This window comes from Streptomyces lunalinharesii (assembly GCF_039532155.1).
GTDB lineage: Bacteria > Actinomycetota > Actinomycetes > Streptomycetales > Streptomycetaceae > Streptomyces > Streptomyces lunalinharesii.
The window spans coordinates 39260-58914 of sequence record NZ_BAAARK010000023.1 but is presented as its reverse complement, the minus strand read 5'-3'; the positions used below and the strand labels follow the sequence as shown (position 1 = coordinate 58914).

The following is a 19655-nucleotide window of genomic DNA, read 5'->3' as shown; positions in this document are numbered from 1 at the left end:
CGTCAGGACGAAAGGCTCGGCTGGATCTTGTTCCAGGTCGATTTCAGGTGCGCGACGTGCCGTTCCATTTCTCGCTCCATGGCCAGTTTCTCGGGCGTGGTGGCCGCTTCCTTACGCTTCTTGTACTCGTAGTCGATCAGCCTGCTGAGCTCCTTGCGCGCCTCCGCGTCCTTCGAGGCGTCGATCTTTTCCTTCTCCTTGTCGATCCACTGCTGGGTGTGCTCCGTGCGGCCGTCGAGCCGTTCCTTGGCGGCCTTTTGGACGTCGGCGTGGGACCACTTGGCCACGTCCTTCTTCAGCTTCTTCTTCTCCGTGTCGAGGTCCTTCTGCGTCTGGACGTGCTCAGGATCGGTGCGGTACGTCGCGCTGTAGTACACCTGGGAGCGGTCCGGCATCATCTTGTGCAGCGTGAGCGAGCAATGGGCGTGCCCTGACCCCTTACCGCACGGTTCGCGCTCGGTGTAGAGGGCGTTCGCGGTGTACGTCGTGCCCTCCTTGTTGGCCCGTTCCAGCCAGTCGAGGAGGTGCTTCTCGGAGTGCCGTTGGGTGACGTTCTTCTCACCTGGCGGAACGGACGAGTCCGCAACGTAGTGCACCTGGCTCTCGGGCGGCGGCCCCTTGACCTCCAGGACCGCGTAGTTGCGGTCCGAGAAGTCCGGGGTGTTCTTCTTGAGGCTGTCCGGGGCGCCGTCGTTCAACCTGAGGTTTTCGAGGACCCTGTTCCCACTGCTGCGGTGTCCGCGGGCCCCCAGTGATTCCTCGGCGTTTTTGGCGGTGCTGTCCCTCGTGCCTTCCGCGGCAGGCCCATCTTTGGGACCGCGGTACGGATGCTTGACCTCGACCGGGTTCTGTCCCACACCTTGCTGCTCATGGAATCCCACGCTCATCCGCGCCAGGGACGAGACGACCGCGAGCTTCTCACCGCGGTCCAGGTCCTTGAAACCGGGGAGCCGCTGCTCCAGGTCGCTCTGGGTGAACTTCTGCGGCCCCTTGCCGGCGTCCGGATCACCGGGCCTGGCATGACCGGAGGAGGCCCGGAAGACCTTTTCGAGGTCCCCGCTGTCGGCCCATCGGGTGAGGTCCGTGTGGACCCGGTCGAGCGGAATGCGGTGGACGTCCAGGGTCTCGCGCCCGCGGAGCTTCTGCTGGTCCGCGTCCGGCTCCTTGCCGTATTCCTTGGAGTGCTCGCCCTCCCGGTCGAGGGTGTGCTTCCCGTCCTTCTCCTGCTGGGCGGTGTCGCTGTCGCCGCGGTCCTTCGGGTCGGAGTAGGGCTGATTGGGGTCGGCCTTCGCGTCGGACTTGGAGTCGGACTTCGCGTCGTTCGACCCTTCGGCCTGGGGCTCCTTGCCCTTCTGCTTGTCGTCCTGCTTGTCGTCGGCCTTGGGGGTGTCCTTGGCGGCGTCCTTCGGTGCCTCGTTCGGACCGTCCTTGGGGGCGGGACCCGCGACGTCCTTGTTGTCGGTGTGGGTGTCGTGCTTGTCGTCGCCCTTGTTGTCCGCCGCCGGGTCGGTCTTGTTGCCGTCCTTCGTCGAGTCCGTGGTGGACGTGCTCGTCTGGTCGTGGTCGGCCGTGGTGGAACTGTTGGCGTTCCCGATCCCGTTGCCGTCTGACTGCCCGGCGTGCGGCTGGCTGTCGAGGTCCATGGGCGTGCCGGACTCGGACTGCGAGTTGTGTCCGGGGCCGGACTCCCCGGTCGGCGGGCCGTGTGGCGACGGCGGTTGGTGGGACGGGGCGTCGACGTCCATGTTGTCGTCGAGGTGCATGGTGTCGAAGTGGTCCGGAAGGCTGCCGGGCGAGGTCTGGGGCGGCGACGGGGTGTTGTTCTGGTTGTTGCCGACCGGATGCTGGCCCGACTGGCCGTCGTCGTCCACCTCCATCTTGGTGCGCTTGTGCGAGTCGGAGTCGGAGGCGGGTTCGGCGGTCTGGCCGTCGTGCGCGGGCTGGTCCTCGGCCTTGCGCTTCGCCGAGGGGTCGTTGGCCGCCGGCTGGTCGCCCTTCGGGTGGTTGCCCTCCGGCTGGTCGCCCTTTGCCTGGTCGCCCTTGGCCTGGTCCGGGCCCGGTGTGCCGTGCGCCGAGGCGCCGTCGTGGGCGCCGTCGTGCGAGCCGTCGTCGGAGTCGCTGTACGAGCTCTCGGAGTCGGAGTCGGAATGGGTGTCGGAGTGGGCGTCGGAGGACGGATCCGGGGCCGGGTGGAGGGGGTTCCGGTCGGCGTCCAGCGGGATGTAGAAGACGTCCGTGGCGCCGTCGGTGTTGATGGGCTTGTGGCTGACCTCGCCGCTCTGGGTGTCGACCCAGACGACCTTCCCGTTGTGGTTGACCGCGTTGAACGCGTGGCCGCCGCCGTTCGCCCAGTTGACCTGGACGATCGCGGAGGAGCCCGGCCCGGCGTTCAGGAGGTCCTGGGCGATCGCGTGGTGACCGTCCGGGCTGGAGCCGGCGTAGGAGTGCGGCGCCCCGGCCCAGTCGATGATGTTCTCGTTGGCCTTGTTCTCCGGCGACCAGCGGTCGGGGGTCCCGTCGGGGTTGACGTCGGACGTGCGCGGTGCCGACACCTGGGGGTTGCCGTACCAGGTCTCCAGGAACGAACGGCTGCAGTCGGCACAGTTGTTGGAACGGCCCGGCACGTCGGTGCCGCCGTCGTTCTGCAACTTGGACCAGTCGCCGGTCGGGTCCGGGAAGCGTTGCGGAGTGCCGTCGTCGTTGCGGGGGACGGAGTTCTCCAACGCCTGCTGGTCGGCGGTGTGCGGCGGCTCCAGACCGCCGGGTGCCTCCTGGATGCCGGAACGGATCTCGTCGAGGCTCGGACGGTCGTCGTGCTTGTCCGCACCGTCGGAGTCTGATTGGTCGGAGTGGTCCGGCTGGTCCGCGTGGTCGGAATCCTGGGATTGCTCCGAGTGGTCCTTCTGGTCGGAGTGGTCGGACTGGTCCGACTCGGGGGAGTTCTCCGAGTGGTCCGACTCCGGGGAGTGGTCCGGCTGCTCGTCCTTGGCGGGGCCGTTCTCCTCGTTCTTGTCGTTGTTCTTGTCCGGTGTCTGGTCGCCCTCGGGCTTGGGGGCGTCCTCGGACTTCGGGTCGCTGTCGGACTTGCCGTCGGCCTTGTCGTCGGACTCGTGGCCGTCGTCCTTCGGGCTGCCGTCCGCCTTGGAGTCGGCGTCCTTGTCGGGACCGTCGTCCTTGGACTGGGCGTCCTTGTCGGGGCTGTCGTCGGACTTCGGGTGATGGTCCTCGGCGTTCGGGGTGTCGTCGGTCTTGGAGGTCTTGTCCTCGGGCTTCGAAGCGTCGCCTTCCGGCGTGGGGGTCTCGTCCGCCTTCGGGGGGTTGCTCTCCGCCTTGGGGCCGTTGTCCTTGGGACCGTCGTCAGGGTTGGGCGTGTTGGCGTCGGCCTTCGGGGGGTTGTGGGACTGCTGGTCCCCGTCGGGCTTCTGGTCGTGGGCGGGCTTGGGCGTGTTGTCGGAGGTGGGCGCGTCGTGGTTCGGCGCGGACGAGGAGCTCGGCTTGGCCGACGCCGGCGGTCCGTCATGGGCCTGCGGCGGCTGCTGCACGGGCCGGGACGGGCGCGGAGACGGCTGCCCGTCCTGCGGCCGCTCGGTCCGCGGCGAGGGGTCGGGCCGGGGCGTGGTGGGCCGCGGGCGCGAATCCTGTCCGGCCTGCGGGGTGTTCCGCGGATCGCCGGAAGGAGTGGGCCGCGAGGGCGTGCCACCGCTGCCGGTGGACGTACCGGACGACCGCGGCGGCGCTGCGGAGCCGTGACCGCCGCCCGTGGGCGGCACGCCTCCGCCGCCCATCATCATGCCGGGGGGCGGGGCGTGCTGGCCGGACGTCGAGGGTGTGCCGGTCGGACCCGACGTGCTCGGCGCGTCGCCGCCGGACGGGCCCGTCTGCGTGAGGCCGGAAGGCCGCGGCGGGGCCAGGGTCGCGCTCTCGGTCTCCATGGTGACCGGGCCGTCCTCGTCCGGACGGTGCGGCGCGGGCTGATGCTGCGCACCGGAGTGGGAACCGGAGCCACCGTGCCCCGACGAGCCCGCATGCGGAGCGCCACCGGACGGCATGCCGCCGCCCGTCGGCATGGCACCCCGACCGCTCCCGCTGCCGTTGTCGTTCTGCGACGAGGAGTGGTCCGGAGCGGACGCCGGCGAAGAGGCGTGGTCCTGCCCCGGGGAGGACTGCGGACCGTGCGTCTCGGGACGGCTCCCGGAGTCCGGGGACCCCGCGTGCGAGGAGTCGGGGGCAGGGGCCGAGTGCGGCGTCGGAGTCGACGACGGAGTGGCCGAGGGGGCGTGGTGCTGCGCCGGGTTGCCCTCGTGCGCGGGGCTGCTGCCACCGCCGTGCTGCTGCGGCGTCGTGTCGTGGTGTTGCGGGTTAGGGGTGTGGCCCTGTGCGGGCCCGTTGTGCTGCTGGGGGGTGGAGTCGTGGTCTTGAGGCGGTCCGTTGTGCTGCTGCGGGGTGGGGCTGTGGTCCTGTGCCGGTCCGTCGTGTTGCTGGGGAGTGGGGTTGTTCCCCTGTGCGGGTCCGTCGTGTTGCTGGGGGGTAGGGCTGTGGTCCTGTGCGGGTCCGTCGTGTTGCTGGGGAGTGGGGTTGTTGCCCTGTGCGGGTCCGTCATGTTGTTGCGGGGTGGGGGTGTTGCCCTGTGCGGGTCCGTCGTGTTGCTGGGGAGTGGGGTTGTTGCCCTGTGCGGGTCCGTCATGTTGTTGCGGGGTGGGGTTGTTGCCCTGTGCGGGTCCGTCGTGTTGCTGGGGAGTGGGGTTGTTGCCCTGTGCGGGTCCGTCGTGCTGTTGCGGTGTGGGGTTGTTGCCCTGTGCGGGTCCGTCGTGCTGTTGCGGGGTGGGGTTGTTGCCCTGTGCGGGTCCGTCGTGCTGTTGCGGTGTGGGGCTGTGGTCCTGTGCCGGCCCGTCGTGCTGTTGCGGTGTGGGGTTGTTCCCCTGTGCCGGCCCGTCGTGCTGTTGCGGTGTGGGGCTGTTGCCCTGTGCCGGCCCGTCATGTTGTTGCGGGGTGGGGTTGTTCCCCTGCGCGGGTCCGTCGTGCTGCTGCGGGGTGGAGACGCCGGTGTGGCCGGAGCTGTCGGAGTTGACGGGGGGCGACGCGGGGCCGTTGTCGTGCGGAGCGGGCGGCGTCGGACCCGAGGAGTCCGGCGTGGGGGAGTGGCCCGGAGCGGGAGGCGGTGCCGAAGCGGTGTCTGGTGCCGGCGCGTGTGCCTGTGCGGTGTCGGGAGACGGTGTGTGCGAGGTGCCGGGGGGCGGGGCGTCGGTGTTCTGCGGGGTCGACTGGGACTCCCGGTACCCCTCGTCGAAGGGCGTCAGCCGGTTCGGCGGCGGGGCGTCGGAGTTCATCGGCCGGGGCGGGGTTCCGCCGTTGGTCGAGTGGTCGCCGGTTCCGCCGGTGGGTGAACTGCCTTCGTGCGTAACGGAGTTCGGAGTTCCTCCGGTGTTGCCGCTGCCGCCGGTCGGGCCACCGTTGGTGCCGCCGGCGCCGCCCGACGCGGAGTCGTGCGGTGCGGAGCCGTCGTTAGAGGTGCCGCCCGTCGAGCCACCGCCGGTCGAACCGCCGCCCGTCGAGGTGTGCCCGCCCGGTGATGCGCTTCCGCCGCCCCCCGAGGACGTGCCGCCTCCCGAGGACGTGCCACCCCCTGAGGACGTGTCGCCCCCCGAGGAACTTCCCCCGCCGCCACCGGACGAGGACGCGCCGTCGCCCGACGAGCTCGTGCTCTCGGAGCCGCCGCTCCCGCTGCCGGATTCGTGCCCCGAGTCCCCGCCGGAGTTGTGGCCCGCGGCCGAGTCCAGGCCGTTGCGGGCGTGGTGGCCGGCCTTGGCGCCGGCGCCGTCGCGCAGGGACTCGGTGAACGTCTGCCCCGAGTTCTCCAGCGCGCTCTTGCCCTCCTCGACGCCCTTGTTGACGGTGCGGCCGGCGTCGAAGCCGTCCTGCGCGCCGAAGCTCATGTTCACGGACTGCGTGATGACGTCCGAGATCATGGCCTGGAGGGCCGAAACGGCAGGCTCCTTGGCGGTCTCCAGGGCCGCGTCGAGGACCTGCTTGGCGGCCTCCTTGATGATCTTCCGCACGATCGCCCGGGTCGCCGCGGTGGCCGCGGCCACGCCTATCTCTGATAGGCCGAAGGTGAACGGCGCCGCGGCTTGGGCCGCGATGATCTCGGCCGCGAGGATCGCCAATTGGGCGATCACCGCGACTTTCATGCCGATGACGAGGCCGGCCGCGACGTCCAGGGCGACGGCAATGGTCTCCGCGGCGGTGCGGGCGTCGGAGAAGTACCCGGATCCGGAACCACCGGCGAACTTCTCCCAGGTGGTGTTGAAGCCGTCGATCGAGTCGCCGGAGTTCTGGGACACCACGTTGCCGGCCGCCGTGACGCCCCGTTGCTGGAGCTCCTCGACGCCGGAGGCGAAGTTCCGCCACTCCTGGGCGGATTCTCGCAGTTTGTCTTCATCTGCCGTGGGCCAGTTGAACCCCAGCATTTCAAGGACCCACTCAAGTGCGTCCGGCAGCATTAGCGACACGACGGGGTTCCCTCGGCAGGTTCTAGATCACGGGTGTGGGGGTGGGGACGGGGTACGGCAAGGGGTAAAGAAGTGGGCATGCGCAGGCCAAGCTCGACGGAGGGACGGGACGGGAAGGGGCGGTGGGTGCGGAGCGGGAAGCGTGGCGGAAGGGAGCGGGGTCGGCGGGTGGAACGGGAGGGGCCCGCTGGGCGACCCGTCAGAGGCTGGGGCTCTTGAGGCGGCCGACCGCCTGGCTCTCCGTCTTGGCTTCCGAGAGGTGCCGCTGCATCATCGCGTCGTTGGACTCCTCGTCGGCCTCGTGGTTCTTCGCCATGTTCGTCAACCCGCCGCCGATTTCCTGGAGTTTCTTGGCGAGGTGCGCCATGGATTCGTACATTCCGTCCCGCAGGCCCACGTAGACGATGCCGAACTTCTCGCCCAGGTCGTCGTCCCCCCAGGGGGGTGTGTCCGAGCCCTCCAAGGACGTCAGCGCACTCTCCAGCTTGTCGACGAGGCTCTGGTAGTCCTTGCCGATCTGATCGAAGTCGCTGCCGCCAGTGCGCAGTGACGGTACGTCAGCCTTGAAGCCGTCTCCCACCGGGTTCCCTACATCTCTCGCGTGATCGTGACTGTGCGCCACAATGGTGATGGAAAGTTTAAACACTTGGACTGGACAAACCTCAAGAATGTCTTTGCAACAGCTTTGTTGCAGAGAGAGCAGCCCATGGGACTGGGCGGCGGCTTGCGTCGACGCCGAAGGTGTGATCTTGCGCCGCCCGGGTTGTCCCGGCCCGTGCGCCTCCGTCGCGGTTCTCCCGCCCGGCGGCGCGAGCTGAACGTTCGTTGAACAATCGGGGCGCGCGGATCCCTGGCACCCATCCGGTCATCTGGCACACCGACCGGTGAGTTCCACCAGGGAGGATCGTCCATGGCCAGCACCACCTCAGCGGGGAGCGTGTCCGCGGGGGAGCACGCGTCCGCAGCGGAAGACGCACCCCCGTCGGGCGCCCCGACCGTGCCGGCGAACGCGACCCCGCCGACGCAGACGCCCCCGGCGGCGCCCACCCCGACCGGCCGAACGGGCCGCGGTGGACTGCTCGCCCGCGTCCGGGCCGCGCCTGCGGACGCGGCGCCCCGGCCCGCCTACGCCCGTCCCGCGCTGCTGGCGATCCTCGCCCTGGCCGCGGTGCTGTTCGCCTGGGACATCCAACACAGCGCGTTCCACTCCTTCTACGCGGAGACCGCGCGCAGCATGGCGGAGAGCTGGCACGCCTTCCTCTTCGGCGCCTTCGACCCCGGCAGCTCGATCACCATCGACAAACTGCCTGGCTTCCTCTGGCCGCAGGCGCTCGCCGTGCGGGTCTTCGGCTTCCATCCGTGGGCGCTGACCCTGCCCCAGGTGATCGAGGGCGTGCTCAGCGTCGCGGTCCTGTACCGCGCGGTGCGCCGTTGGGCGGGTGAGCACCCGGCGCTCCTGGCGGCCGCCGCCTTCGCCGTCACCCCGGCGATAGCCGGACTGTTCCGCACCCCGGTTGAGGACCCGGCGTTCACCCTGTGCGTGCTGCTGGCCGCCGATGCCACGCTGCGCGCGGCCCGCCAGGGCCGGCTGCGTCCGCTGGTGGCGGCCGGTGTCTGGGTGGGGCTGGGCTTCCAGGCCAAGATGCTGGAGGCGTGGGGGGTGCTGCCGGCGCTCGGGCTGCTGTACGCGTTCTCCGCCCCGACGGCGCTCCGGCGCAGGCTGGCGCACCTGTCGGTGGCGGGCGCGGTGTGCCTGGCGGTGTCGGCGTCGTGGGTGCTGTTGGTGACGTTCACCCCCGCCAAGGACCGCCCCTACGTCGACGGTACGACCAACAACTCCGCGGTCAGCCAAGTGGTCGGCTACAACTTCCTCAACCGTTTCTCCAGCGTCAGCGTGAGCGCCGCGGACACCGGCAGCGTCGCCGTGTCGACCATGGCCGGCACCGCCCCGGCACCCCCGACCGGCCGTTCCCGGCCCACCGCCGCGCAGTGGCTGAAGATGTTCGCCCCGTCCCTGGTCTCGCAGATCGGCTGGTTGTACCCGGCCGCGGCGCTCGCGGCGGTGTGTGGACTGGTGTGGCGCCGCGGCCGACCGCGGACGGATCCGTTGCGGGCCGGCTTCGTCCTGTGGGCGGTGTGGCTGGCCACGTACTTCCTGGTGTTCAGCGCCGGGGCGATCGGCGGCCACACCTACTACATGGGGGTGTTGGCCGTTCCCCTGGCGGCGCTGTTCGGCGCCGGGACGGTGCAGTTCTGGCGTGCCTGGCTGCGGGGCGGGCGGCGCCGGGCGTGGGCGCTGCCGACCGTCGTGGTCGCCACGGTGGCCTGGTCGGCCGCGCTCGCGCGACTGTTTCCGACCTTCCTGCCGTGGCTGGCGCCGGCGGTGGTCGCGTTGGGGGTGGGCGCGCTGGTGCTGATGGCCCGCGCCCGCTCCGGTCGCACCGCCGGCGCCGGCGCCGGCTCGGGTGCGGTGCGGCGGCGGACCGCCGTACTGGCGCTGGTCACCGGTCTCGTGGCGATGCTCCTGCCGTCCGCCGCCTGGGCGTCGTCGGTGCTCGACCCGGAGTACGGGCACTCCGGTATGGGCTCGACCGGACCGGTCGCGAACTGGCACCGTCTGGCGGCCGAACGGGCCGCCGCCGCGCGCCTGGCGGCCCACCACCCCCACCGCTCCGACGGCGCGAACCCGACCCCGACCCCGACCCCGCACCCGTCCGCCGCCAAGCCGTCCCCCGACGACTCCGGGCTCACCGCCGTCCAGCAGCAGCTGCTCGCCTACACCCGGGCCCACCAGGGCGGCGCCCGCTACCTCTTCGCCACCACCAGCTGGCGCACCGCCTCCCCGTACATCCTCCACGCCGGCGCCGCGGTACTCCCGATGGGCGGCTTCACCGGGACCGCGCCCACCCCCACCGCGGTCGGCTTCCGCGAACTCGTCGCCACCGGCCAGCTGCGGTACGTCGTACTCGGCGGCCCGGCCACCGACCCCGGTCGCGCCCTCGCCCCGTGGGTCCGCGCCCACTGCGCGCGCGTACCGGGCCAGGCGCACGGGCTCTACCACTGCGCCCCCGGGCCTGCCGCGGCCCGGCCGGCTCCGGGGCGCTGACGGGCGGCCGCCGGACCACCCGGCCCGGCCGGCCCACCGGCGGGTCAGGGTTGCGTCAACGTCTGCGGAGCGCCGCGCGGTTCGTGGCGGTGGGCGGTGACGATGCTCGCAGGACTCGGAGGACGGGTTCGCGCGCCGGACGGTGACAGACCGCGGGGAAACGTTCCGCGCGGCACCGTCCGGCGCGCCGTGGTGCGGAAGGGGAGCACGTCATGCGGTGGGCCACCGAGGGGACCGGGACGGCACAGGAGCCGCGTCCCGGCAGGCTGAAGGTCTTCCTCGGGGCCGCTCCCGGCGTCGGCAAGACCTACCGGATGCTGGACGAGGGCCGGCGCCGGGCCGCCCGCGGCACGGACGTGCTGGTGGCGTTCGCCGAGTGCCACGGCCGGCCGGCCACCGAAGCGATGCTCGACGGGCTGACCGTGCTGCCTCGCCTGGTCCACCGGCACCGCGACGTGGAAAGCGCCGAACTCGACCTCGACCGGCTGCTGGAGCGGCGCCCCGCGGTGGCGCTGATCGACGAACTCGCCCACACCAACGCCCCGGGCTGCCGGCGCACCAAGCGGTGGCAGGACGTCGAGGACCTGCTCGCCGCCGGCATCGACGTGGTGGCCACCCTCAACATCCAGCACCTGGAGTCGCTCACCGACGTCGTCGAGAAGATCACGGGGGTGCCGCAGTTCGAGACCGTGCCCGACGACGTGGTCCGCCGCGCCCACGAGATCGAACTCGTCGACCTGCCGGCCGAGGGCCTGCGCCGCCGCATGGCGCACGGCAACGTCTACCCGCCGGAGAAGGTCGACGCCGCGCTGTCGCACTACTTCCGCCTCGGCAACCTCAACGCGCTGCGCGAACTGGCGCTGCTCTGGGTCGCCGGGCGGGTGGACGAAGCACTGTGCGCGTACCGGCACGACCACCGGATCGGCCCGGTGTGGGAGACCCGGGAACGGGTGGTGGTGGCACTGACCGGCGGCCCGGAGGGCACGACCCTGATCCGTCGGGCCGCCCGGATCGTCAACCTCCCCCGGTCCCGCCATCTGGACCGTGCGGCCGAGACCGCCCTCTCCGCCGGCGACCTGCTCGCCGTGCACATCGCCCGCAGCGACGGGCCGGCCGGCTCCTCGGCCGCCGCGCTGGCCGGCCAGCGCCAGCTCGTCGAGAGCCTCGGCGGCAGCTACCACGCGCTGGTCGCCGACGACGTCCCCGCCGCCCTGCTGGACTTCGCCCGCGCCCAGAACGCCACCCAACTCGTCGTCGGTGCCAGCCGGCGCGGCCGACTGCGCCGGTTCCTCGCCCCACGCGGGGTGGGGGAGACCGTCGTCGAGCTCTCCGGCGACATCGACGTCCACACCGTCAGCCACGAACGCGCCGGCCAGGGGCGCGGCTGGCCGGTGGCCGGCAGCGGTCTGCCGCGCAGCCGGCGGGTGGCCGGGCCGATCGCCGGCCTGGCGCTGCCGCTGCTGCTGACCCTCGTCCTGCGTGCGGTCTCGGGACCGCTGTCGCTCAACCTCACCAGCGAGGCGCTGCTGTTCCTGCTCACCGTGCTGGGCGTGGCCTGCATCGGCGGCGTGGTGTCGGCCCTGCTCGCCTCGGTGACGACCTCGCTGTTGCTGAACTACTACTTCCTGCCGCCCGTCGGGGAGTTCACCTTCGCCGAGGCCAACGTGGTGGTCGCGCAGGCCGCCTTCACGACCGTCGCGGTCACCGTCGCCGCGATCGCGGACCGCTCGCTGCGGCTGGGCCGGCGCGCCGCCCGGGCGACCGCGGAGGCCGCGACGCTGACCTCGTTGGCCGGCGGCGTCCTGCGCGGGGACCGTGCCGTGCCCGCCCTCCTGGAACGCACCCGGGAGACCTTCGGCATGGACCGGATCGAGCTGCGTCCGCGTGCGGAGGCGGGGGAGCCGTCGTGGCCGTCCTGCGTCGCCGAGGCCGCTGCCACGGACGCCGCGGACCCCGCGCGGGCCGCGGCCGGCACGGCCGGCACCGGCGCCGACCACCGCACCGAGGTCGCGATAGGGGACGACGACGTGCTGGTGCTGACCGGGCGCAGGCTGCCCGCCTCCGAGCACCGGGTGCTCACCGCCTTCGCGGCGCATCTGACCGCGGCCGTGGAGCGGGCCCGGCTCGCCGAGGCCGCCGCCGAGGTCGAACCGGTCAAGGCGGCCAACCGGATGCGCACCGCGCTGCTGGCCGCGGTCGGCCACGACCTGCGCACCCCGCTCGCCGGCAGCTGGGCCGCGATCAGTTCGCTGCGCAGCCGCGACGTGGAGTTCTCCGCCGAGGACCGCGACGAACTCCTCGCCACCGCCGAGGAATCGCTCGCCAAACTCAGCCGCCTGGTCGACAACCTCCTGGACATGAGCAGACTCCAGGCCGGCGCGCTGACCGCGCACCGGGAGCCGGTGGCGCTGGCCGAGGTGCTGGCGACCGCACTGGACACCCTGCCCGACGCACCCCCGCAGGCGTCCGGCCAGGTCGTCGCCCGCGGGCTGGCGGAGGCCCCCGACGCGCTCGCGGACCCGCCGCTGTTGGAGCGGGTCCTCGCCAACCTGGTGTCCAACGCGGTGCGCCACTCGCCCGCCGGCCGCCCGGTCACGATCGGTGCCAGCGCGCTCGCCGGCCGCGTCGAGCTGCGGATCATCGACCGCGGTCCGGGCATTCAACTGCCCGACCGGGAGCGGGCGTTCGAGCCGTTTCAGCGGCTCGGCGACACCGACAACACCACCGGCCTCGGCCTCGGCCTGGCGCTCTCCCGCGGCCTGACGGAGGCGATGGGCGGCACCCTCGTCCCGGAAGAGACGCCCGGCGGCGGCCTCACCATGGTCGTCTCGCTGCCGGCCGCACCGGCCCCGCACGTCACCGCGGCGCCCGCGGCGCCGGGCAGCGGTGCCCTCGACTGCTCGGCCCCCCGTCGGGCCGGCGCTCTCCCCGGCCATGAAGTCCGCGCCGAGGAAACGGAGTTGAGTGACCGTCGCCACCGGCGACGCGGAGCCGGGCGCGCCGTGTCCTGACGACGCACCCGGAGGACGGATACCGGCGGCCGAGTACCGAGTACGAGGCCCGCACGTTCGCCCGGCCGGAAGCCGCGAGGTGGGCCGCAGCCCGTTCGCACGCTAGTGTGCCGGGGTGAGCCAGCACGTCGTCATGGGATTCGGGCCCGCCGGGGCGGCCACCGCGCGACTGCTCGTCGCGCGGGGGCACGCGGTGCGGGTCGTCACCACCTCCGGCCGCCGTCCGGAGCCGGGTATCGAGCACGTCGCGTGCGACGCGCGGGACCGTGAGCGGCTGACGGGCATCGTGCGGGGCGCCGTCGCGCTCCACGGCTGTGCCGCACCGCCCTACCACCGGTGGGCCGACGACTGGCCGCCGCTGGTCTCGTCCCTCTGCGCGGCGGCCGAGGAGACCGGTGCGGTCCTGGTCATGCTGGGCAACCTCTACGGCTACGGTCCGGTCGACGGTCCGCTGACCGAGGACCTGCCGCTCGCCGCGACCGGCGCCAAGGGCCGGGCGCGGGCCAACGGATGGGAGCAGGTGCTGCGCCGGCACGAAGCGGGCCGCCTCAGGGCCGTCGAGGTGCGGGCCGCGGACTTCTTCGGGCCGGGCGTGACCGACGGCGGGCACCTGGCGGCCCGGGTGGTGCCGCGGCTGTTGCGCGGCAAACCGGTCTCCGTGCTCGGGGACCCCGACGCCCCGCACAGCTGGAGCTACCTCCCCGACGTCGCCGCGGCACTGGTCGAGGTCGCGGGCGAGGAACGGGCCTGGGGACGGGCCTGGCACGTCCCGACGGCGCCGGCGCTGTCCGCCCGGCAGATGATCGACCGCCTCGCCGCCCGCGCCGGAACCGGACCCGTCGCGGTGCGCGGACTCTCGCCGGCCGTGCTGGGCGTCGCCGGGCTCTTCTCCCCGCTGCTCCGCGAACTCAAGGAGATCCGCTACCAGTTCGACCGCCCGTTCGTGCTGGACGCACGCGCCTACGAAGCCGCCTTCGCCGTACGGGCCACCCCCGTGGACGAACAGGTCGGCGCGACGGTGGACTGGTGGCGGGCGCGATCGACCACCAGCACCGGGTGACGGCCGGGCGGCGGAACGGCCCCGTCCGACCGGGTCGCGGTCAGGCCGCGACGGCCTCCACGAGGGACGCGAAGGCGGGCGTGCGCAGGATCCTGGTGCGGCGCAGGCCGGCACGCGCGAAGAGGCCGTCCAACTCCTTCGGGCCGCGTCGTCTGCCGGTCACGAGCGTCATCATCGCCACGTCCAACGCCTCGCCCGGAGGCGGGGTGTGGCCCGGCACCGGCACGACGTCGACGACCAGGACCCGGCCGGCCGGCGCCAGCCCGCGCCGGCAGGCGGCCAGGACGCGCACCGCCGCGTCGTCGTCCCAGGCGTGCAGGACGCGCTGGAGCACGTAGACGTCGGCGCCGTCCGGCACGGCGGTGAAGGGGTCGCCGGGCTCGGCCCGCCAGCGCCCGACGAGCCCCGGCTCGTCCAGGACGTGGTCCGCCAGCGCGGGCGCCCGGTCCAACAGCACCCCGGTCAGCCCCGGGTGGCGCCGCAGGACCTGCCGCAGCAACCCGCCCCGCCCACCGCCCACGTCGACCACGGTGCCCCGCTCGGGGAACGGGTACGTGCCGGCGACCAGGGCGTCCAACGGCTCGGCGAACGCCGCCATGCCGGTGTCGAAGAGTTCCCGGGCGGTGGCGTCCTCCTTGAGGTACTCGAAGAACGGTGCGCCGACGACCTGGGGGAAGCCCGGTCTGCCGGTCCGTATCGTCGCGTCGAGGGCCGACGACGCGCGTACGAACAGCCCGTCGGTCAGCAGCAGCACCGCGTCGCGCAGCGAGCCGGGCACCCCGGCGCGCAGGAACTGCGCGGCCGGCGTGAGGTGGAAGGCGCCGTTGCCGTCCTCGCGGAAGATCCCGCGCGAGGCGAGGTAGCGCAGGCAACGGCGGAGGAACGCGGCGTCCGTGCCGGTGAGTCGGGCGAGTTCGGCGGCGGTGCGGGGGCCGCCGGCCAGGTGGTCGGCCAGGTGGTGGACGGCGGCCAGCCGCAACGCCGCGGAGTACAGGTGCCCCAGCGACTGTTCGATCAGGTGCGCCGCTCCCGCGTGCGCCGTGGCCTCGGTCAGATCGGGGTGGTCGGTGGGGTTCGGGGTGTTCACCGGCAGCCTCCGGGCAGATGGTCGGTGCGTCGGGCGGGTGCCCCTCACGCGCTCGTGCCGCGCCCTGCCGCCCTCGCCACCGCCCCCGTGCGCAACTCCGTCCCGGCCGCGCGGCCGAGGGCTTCTCGACCCGCCGGACCGGCTCTTCGTGGGAACCGTGGGGTCAGACGGCGGAGGTGTGCAGGAACGGCAGGACCGCCCCCGTCAACAACGGGGATTCGAGAATGGCGCAGCGCGTTGCACCGGGCAAGACTGCCCGCCGGACCAGGCGGGACGGGCCGATCCGGCCGTCTGGCCGGCAACCGCAAGTACGGGCCGCCGTAACCCGCCCGTCCCCGGCCCGTGCCGGTGCCCCGTCAGCCGTCGAGCGCGCCGTCGAGCCCGCCCTCGACCCCACCGTCCCGCAGGAGCGCGTCGATGCGGAGGCGGTGCGCCGCCTCCCAGGCGTCGAGGTCCTCTTCGGCCTCCTTGGCCAGTTTGGTGCGGGCGGAGCGGAGCACCTCCGCCTGCCGGTCCCGGGGCACGACGACGACGCCCTCCTCGTCCGCGACCACGACGTCCCCGGCGCGGACGTCCACCCCGCCGCACCGCACGTCGACGTTGTGCGGTCGCACGGCCGCCTTGCGGCCGGGGAACGGGATGACGCCGCGGGCGAACACCGGGAAGCCCATCGCACGCACCTCGGCGAGGTCCCGGATCAGTCCGTCGGCGACGAAGGCCGCGATGCCCCGGCGTCGGGCCACGGCACAGACGTTGCCGCCGGCGAGCGCGTGGTCCAGGTCGCCGGACGCCACGACGATCACCGAACCCGGTGCCGCGCGGTGGATGGCCGCGTGCACCATGAGGTTGTCGCCGGGCGGGCAGCGCACGGTGAACGCCGGGCCGGCGACCCGCGGCGTCGGGGACCACAGGGGCCGGATGCCGAGGTCCATGACCTGCCCGCGGCCCAGTACGTCGGCGAGGGTGGTGGGCGGGATCTCCCGGAACGCGTCGGGGGCGGGGGCACCGGCGTGGTCGTTCATGCGCTGTCTCCGTTCGGTTCGGGCTGCGGCGCACGGTAACACCGGCCCGGGAGACGACCGGTGGGCGGCACGGGCAGGCCTGCCGCCTACCGGCTCTCAGGCGTGGTAGGCCAACAGCCCCATCATTCCGCTCTCGCCGTGGTAGGCGTTGTGGCAGTGGATCAGCCACCGGCCCGGGTTGTCCGCGTCGAGGTCGCAGGTGACGGTCGCGCCCGGCAGGACGAGGACGGTGTCCTTCCGGGGGCCGGTGGCGCCGAGTTGGTAGGTGTGCCCGTGCAGGTGCATCGGGTGCCACATGTCGGTGGTGTTGACGAACTGCAGGCGCACCCGCTGGCCGCTGTCGACGGTGAAGGGGTGGGCGTCCGCGGCGTTCATGTCGAACCGCCGGCCGTCGAGCGCCCAGTCGTACTTCGCCATCCCGCCGGTCAACGCGATGCGGTGGGTGACGTCCGGCCGACGGGACGCCAGGCGGACGTCCTCGACGGCCCGCAGGGCGCCGGCGACCGGGATCCGGCCGTTGAGCTCCGCGGGCCGGACGGTGGCGGACGGGGCGCGGCCGGAGCCGGTGCGCACCAGGGCCAGTCCGGCCGCCCCCTTGCCCTCGGCCAGGGCGACGAGCGGGAACACGCCGTCGCCCAACGTCACCAGCGCGTCGTACCGTTCGCCGGGGCCGATCAGGAGGGCGTCGGCCGGTTCGTGGACGACGGGATAGCCGTCGGTGTGGGTGACGGTGAGCCGGTGGCCGCCGAGGGCGACCCGGAACGCGGTGTCCCCGCCGGCGTTGACGATCCGCAGCCGCAGCCTGCGGCCGGGCTTGCCCCGGTACGTCGCGGGCGCGGCCGGCACCCGCCCGTTGACCAGGTAGTGCGGGTACTTCACGTCACCGGCGTCACCCCCCAACAGGGCGCTGGTCGCCCCCATCAGCATGAAGGGATCGTCCGCGCCGGCCATCCCTGACATCCCAGGCATCCCAGGCATGTCGCCCGTGCTGCCCATGCCCTTCATGCCGCCCATCTCACCCATGCCGCCGGTCCCGCCGGTCCCGCCGGGTGAGCCGTCCTTCCCGTCGTGCGGGGCGGAGCCGTGGTCCGGGCCCATGCCCCGTCGCAGCGCGGCGAGTGCCTGGTCCGGAGTGCCGGTGACGCCGTCCAGCCAGTCGTCGAGCACCACGACCCACTCGTCGTCGTACCCCAGCGGCTCGTGCGGGTCCTCGACGATCAGCGGGCCGTACAGGCCACGGTCCAACTGGACCCCGACGTGCGGATGGAACCAGTAGGTGCCGGGCGTCTCGGCGACGAACCGGTAGGTGAACGCCCCGCCGGCCGCCACCGCCCGCTGGGTGACGGGCGGGACGCCGTCCATGTCGTTGCGCAGGGCGAGGCCGTGCCAGTGGATCGAGGTGGGCTGCGGCAGGTGGTTGGCGAGTTCGGCGACGAGTGTGTCGCCGGCGGTGACCCGAAGCTCCCGGCCCGGCAGGCGACCGTCGAAGCTCCAGGTCCGGACGGTCTTCCCGGCGCCCAGATCGACGGGTCCGGCGGTCGCGGTCAGCCGGAAACGGCGCTCCCGACCGGAGTGGTGGCGCCGCTTCTCGGTGGCCGCCACGGCGGCCCCGGACGGACTGACCAAGGTGGGACCGGAGCCACCGGGAGTCGCCGGGCCCGCGGCGTCCGTGGCACAGCCGGCGAGCAGGCCGGAGCCCGCCGCGCCCAACCCCGCCAGCAGGACGGAGCGTCGATCGATCGTCTTCATGGAGTGGTGTCCTTACGCAGGGGTGCCCGGCGCGCGTGCGCGCGCCGTGGGGCGCGGCGCTCGTGCGCGGGGGAGGGGAAAGGCCGAGGAGACGTGCGGTTCGGCCTAGATGCGAAGGACGGAGAGGGTCGCCGGATCGGGTGGCGAAGGCCCGCCGGTCGGGCGGGGGCCGGGTGCCGAGGGTGCGGCGGCGCGTGCCGCGCGGGCCGTGCCGAGCAGCGGCGGCGGCCCCACGACGTGCTCGGACCGCACGTCGTACGACGAGCAGTGGGCGCCCGACGGACAGGGCGCGCCGTCGTCGTGGAGGTGCCCGGCACCGCCGACGTGCGCGGGGCCGGGCATGCGGTGGCCGGCCGGGGCGTGCCCGGCCGGCGCGAGGCCGGCCGGGGCGTGCGAGTGGGCGGTGACGGCGGCCGGCGCGACGGCCACCGCGGGCGCGGGCGAGGGGGCGGTCTCGGGCAGGTCGTGGTGGGCGATCACCGAGAGGACCAGCCACAGGAGGGCGAGCAGCGCCGCGGGCCGCCGGTGGCCGAACCTCGCGGTCGGCAGCCGGTGGTGGGTCCGCTTGCTCACGCGCTCCTCCCCTCCGCCGCTCGATCGACCGTCACTTCGCGCCACGCGCCTCGTGCGCCACTGCGGCCCGACCATACCCCCTGGGGCTATGAGGGTGAGGGGCCGGGCCCACCGGGCGGGGTCCGGTCAGAGTGCGGTCGGGCGTGCTCCGTCCGGCGTCCCCGCCCGGACCCGCTCCGCAAGGATTCGGCCACTCTCCAGCGGTGCGGCGGCCGTTGCCCGGTGATCTGCCACGATGAGGCGGCCCGACCGCGAAGTCCGTGCGGTGTCCGCGCGTTGTGAGAGGAGTGGCCCGGTGAGCACGACTTCCCTCAGCTCGGCAGTGATGACCCATCCGGTGCGCGAGCGACAGGCCGCGGCGCTCGCCGCCCGCCTGGGGCTCGGGGTACTGGCGCTGGATCCGGACCCGACCGGCCCGCCGTCCGCGCTGCGCACCGCGCTGGTGGCGTGGGCGGCCCGGGCGGCCGACGCCGGACACCACCTGGTCGTCCAGGACGACGTGGCCGCGCCGCCCGAGCTGCTGGAGTTGGTGGCCGGATCGGTGGCACGGTTCCCGGACGAGGCGTTGATCTTCTACACCAACTGGCACGCCCGCAACGGCGCCGCGGCCCGACTGGCGGCGTTGGCCGGTGCCGGCTGGGTGCGGGCGGTGCCGGAGGAGTTCGCACCGACGCTGGCCATCTGCCTGCCGGTGCGCACCGCGGACGCGTTCCGGGCGTTCGCCGCGGGCACCGCGGAGCGCCACGACGACGAGGTGATGGCGACCTTCCTGCGGGCCGAGGCGCGGCCGGGACTGCTCGCGGTGCCGACCGTGGTCGAGCACATCGGGACGAGCAGCATCAACGGGCACGCCGCGCAGGGCATCCGGCTGGCGGTGTGCCCCGTGGGGGCGGCGGAGGCGCGTCCGCTGTTGGACCGCGGCTGGGTGCTGGAGGAGTGGGGCTGGCTGCCGTACATGCGCTACGGCGAGGGGTACGTGCGGCCCGTGGGACACGAGCACGACGCCGATCCGCGCCGACACCTGCGCTGGACCGAGGCGTTGCCCGCCACCGGCCTGACGGAGGGACAGGTGCGGGACGTGGTGCGGCGACACCGAGACGAGGACGCCGCGGAGTCGGTGGGACGCCTGTTCGGCCGGGGCTTCGCGGACGAACTGTGGATCCACTGCCTGCTGTTGGGTCGGCAGGCCGAGGACGCCGCGCGCCGGCACGCGGCACACCGGGCGGCGGCGGGACCGGTGGGCGAGGCCGCGGCCCGGGTCCGGGCCGCGGCGTTGTCCACCGTCGGGCCGGCCGGACTGCCCCCTGAGCGGCGGCCGGAACTCAACCCGGAGCACACCGCACTGATGACGGCCTACGCACAGCACGCGGTGCGGTGCGGCGGTCGGCTGCTCGAACCGGTGGAGGGACGGTCGGCGGGGGCCCGGTAGGTCGGGCCCGCGACGCCGGGCGCGGCCGGGTTCCGGGGAGGGACTCCGCCGGGCTTCGGACGCCGCGCTCCGGGCGGTGGTGACGGCGGCGCCCAGGCACCGCCGCCAC

10 protein-coding genes are annotated in these 19655 nt (G+C 73.4%); 4 read left to right on the top strand and 6 right to left on the bottom strand.

What is annotated here, in order from left to right; all coding sequences use genetic code 11:
- Nucleotides 1–2: 2 nt before the first annotated feature.
- Both ABD385_RS28725 and ABD385_RS28720 read right to left on the bottom strand, forming a co-directional pair.
- Entirely contained in the window at nucleotides 3–6500 is a 6498-nt protein-coding gene (locus ABD385_RS28725) for a toxin glutamine deamidase domain-containing protein (protein ID WP_344581656.1), read from the bottom strand.
- Between the two features lie 208 nt (nucleotides 6501–6708).
- Entirely contained in the window at nucleotides 6709–7089 is a 381-nt protein-coding gene (locus tag ABD385_RS28720) for a hypothetical protein (protein ID WP_344581549.1), read from the bottom strand.
- Nucleotides 7090–7419: 330 nt separating this feature from the next.
- Between ABD385_RS28720 and ABD385_RS28715 the strand changes: the two genes are divergently transcribed.
- The 3 genes from ABD385_RS28715 to ABD385_RS28705 all read left to right on the top strand — a co-directional run bounded on the left by ABD385_RS28715 (nucleotide 7420) and on the right by ABD385_RS28705 (nucleotide 13686).
- Complete coding sequence (locus ABD385_RS28715; RefSeq protein ID WP_344581548.1) at nucleotides 7420–9615, top strand: mannosyltransferase YkcB-related protein; 2196 nt, start codon at nucleotides 7420–7422, stop codon at nucleotides 9613–9615.
- A 212-nt stretch (nucleotides 9616–9827) separates the two neighbouring features.
- Nucleotides 9828–12626 (top strand): sensor histidine kinase, encoded by a 2799-nt coding sequence (locus ABD385_RS28710; protein ID WP_344581547.1) that lies wholly within the window; start codon nucleotides 9828–9830, stop codon nucleotides 12624–12626.
- Nucleotides 12627–12741: 115 nt separating this feature from the next.
- Nucleotides 12742–13686 (top strand): NAD-dependent epimerase/dehydratase family protein, encoded by a 945-nt coding sequence (locus tag ABD385_RS28705; protein ID WP_344581546.1) that lies wholly within the window; start codon nucleotides 12742–12744, stop codon nucleotides 13684–13686.
- Nucleotides 13687–13726: 40 nt separating this feature from the next.
- Here ABD385_RS28705 and ABD385_RS28700 read toward each other — a convergent pair whose 3' ends face one another.
- The 4 genes from ABD385_RS28700 to ABD385_RS28685 all read right to left on the bottom strand — a co-directional run bounded on the left by ABD385_RS28700 (nucleotide 13727) and on the right by ABD385_RS28685 (nucleotide 18117).
- Complete coding sequence (locus ABD385_RS28700; protein WP_344581544.1) at nucleotides 13727–14773, bottom strand: methyltransferase; 1047 nt, start codon at nucleotides 14771–14773, stop codon at nucleotides 13727–13729.
- A gap of 356 nt (nucleotides 14774–15129) precedes the next feature.
- On the bottom strand, nucleotides 15130–15795 hold the full coding sequence (locus ABD385_RS28695; protein ID WP_344581542.1) for an RraA family protein: 666 nt from the start codon (nucleotides 15793–15795) through the stop codon (nucleotides 15130–15132).
- Between the two features lie 96 nt (nucleotides 15796–15891).
- Complete coding sequence (locus ABD385_RS28690; protein ID WP_344581541.1) at nucleotides 15892–17544, bottom strand: multicopper oxidase family protein; 1653 nt, start codon at nucleotides 17542–17544, stop codon at nucleotides 15892–15894.
- A 105-nt stretch (nucleotides 17545–17649) separates the two neighbouring features.
- Nucleotides 17650–18117, bottom strand: coding sequence for a hypothetical protein (locus tag ABD385_RS28685; RefSeq protein ID WP_344581540.1), 468 nt, complete (start codon nucleotides 18115–18117; stop codon nucleotides 17650–17652).
- Nucleotides 18118–18412: 295 nt separating this feature from the next.
- Here ABD385_RS28685 and ABD385_RS28680 point away from each other — a divergent pair, with 295 nt between their 5' ends.
- A complete protein-coding gene (locus tag ABD385_RS28680) occupies nucleotides 18413–19546 on the top strand; it encodes a hypothetical protein (protein ID WP_344581538.1) in 1134 nt (377 codons plus the stop codon).
- The last annotated feature ends 109 nt before the right edge of the window (nucleotides 19547–19655 follow it).

What these genes read in the sequence shown, in the direction of transcription:
- ABD385_RS28725 (WP_344581656.1), bottom strand. Translation starts at nt 6,500, where the DNA reads ATGCTGCCGGACGCACTTGAGTGGGTCCTTGAAATGCTGGGGTTCAAC.
- ABD385_RS28715 (WP_344581548.1), top strand. Translation starts at nt 7,420, where the DNA reads ATGGCCAGCACCACCTCAGCGGGGAGCGTGTCCGCGGGGGAGCACGCG.
- ABD385_RS28710 (WP_344581547.1), top strand. Translation starts at nt 9,828, where the DNA reads ATGCGGTGGGCCACCGAGGGGACCGGGACGGCACAGGAGCCGCGTCCC.
- ABD385_RS28695 (WP_344581542.1), bottom strand. Translation starts at nt 15,795, where the DNA reads ATGAACGACCACGCCGGTGCCCCCGCCCCCGACGCGTTCCGGGAGATC.
- ABD385_RS28690 (WP_344581541.1), bottom strand. Translation starts at nt 17,544, where the DNA reads ATGAAGACGATCGATCGACGCTCCGTCCTGCTGGCGGGGTTGGGCGCG.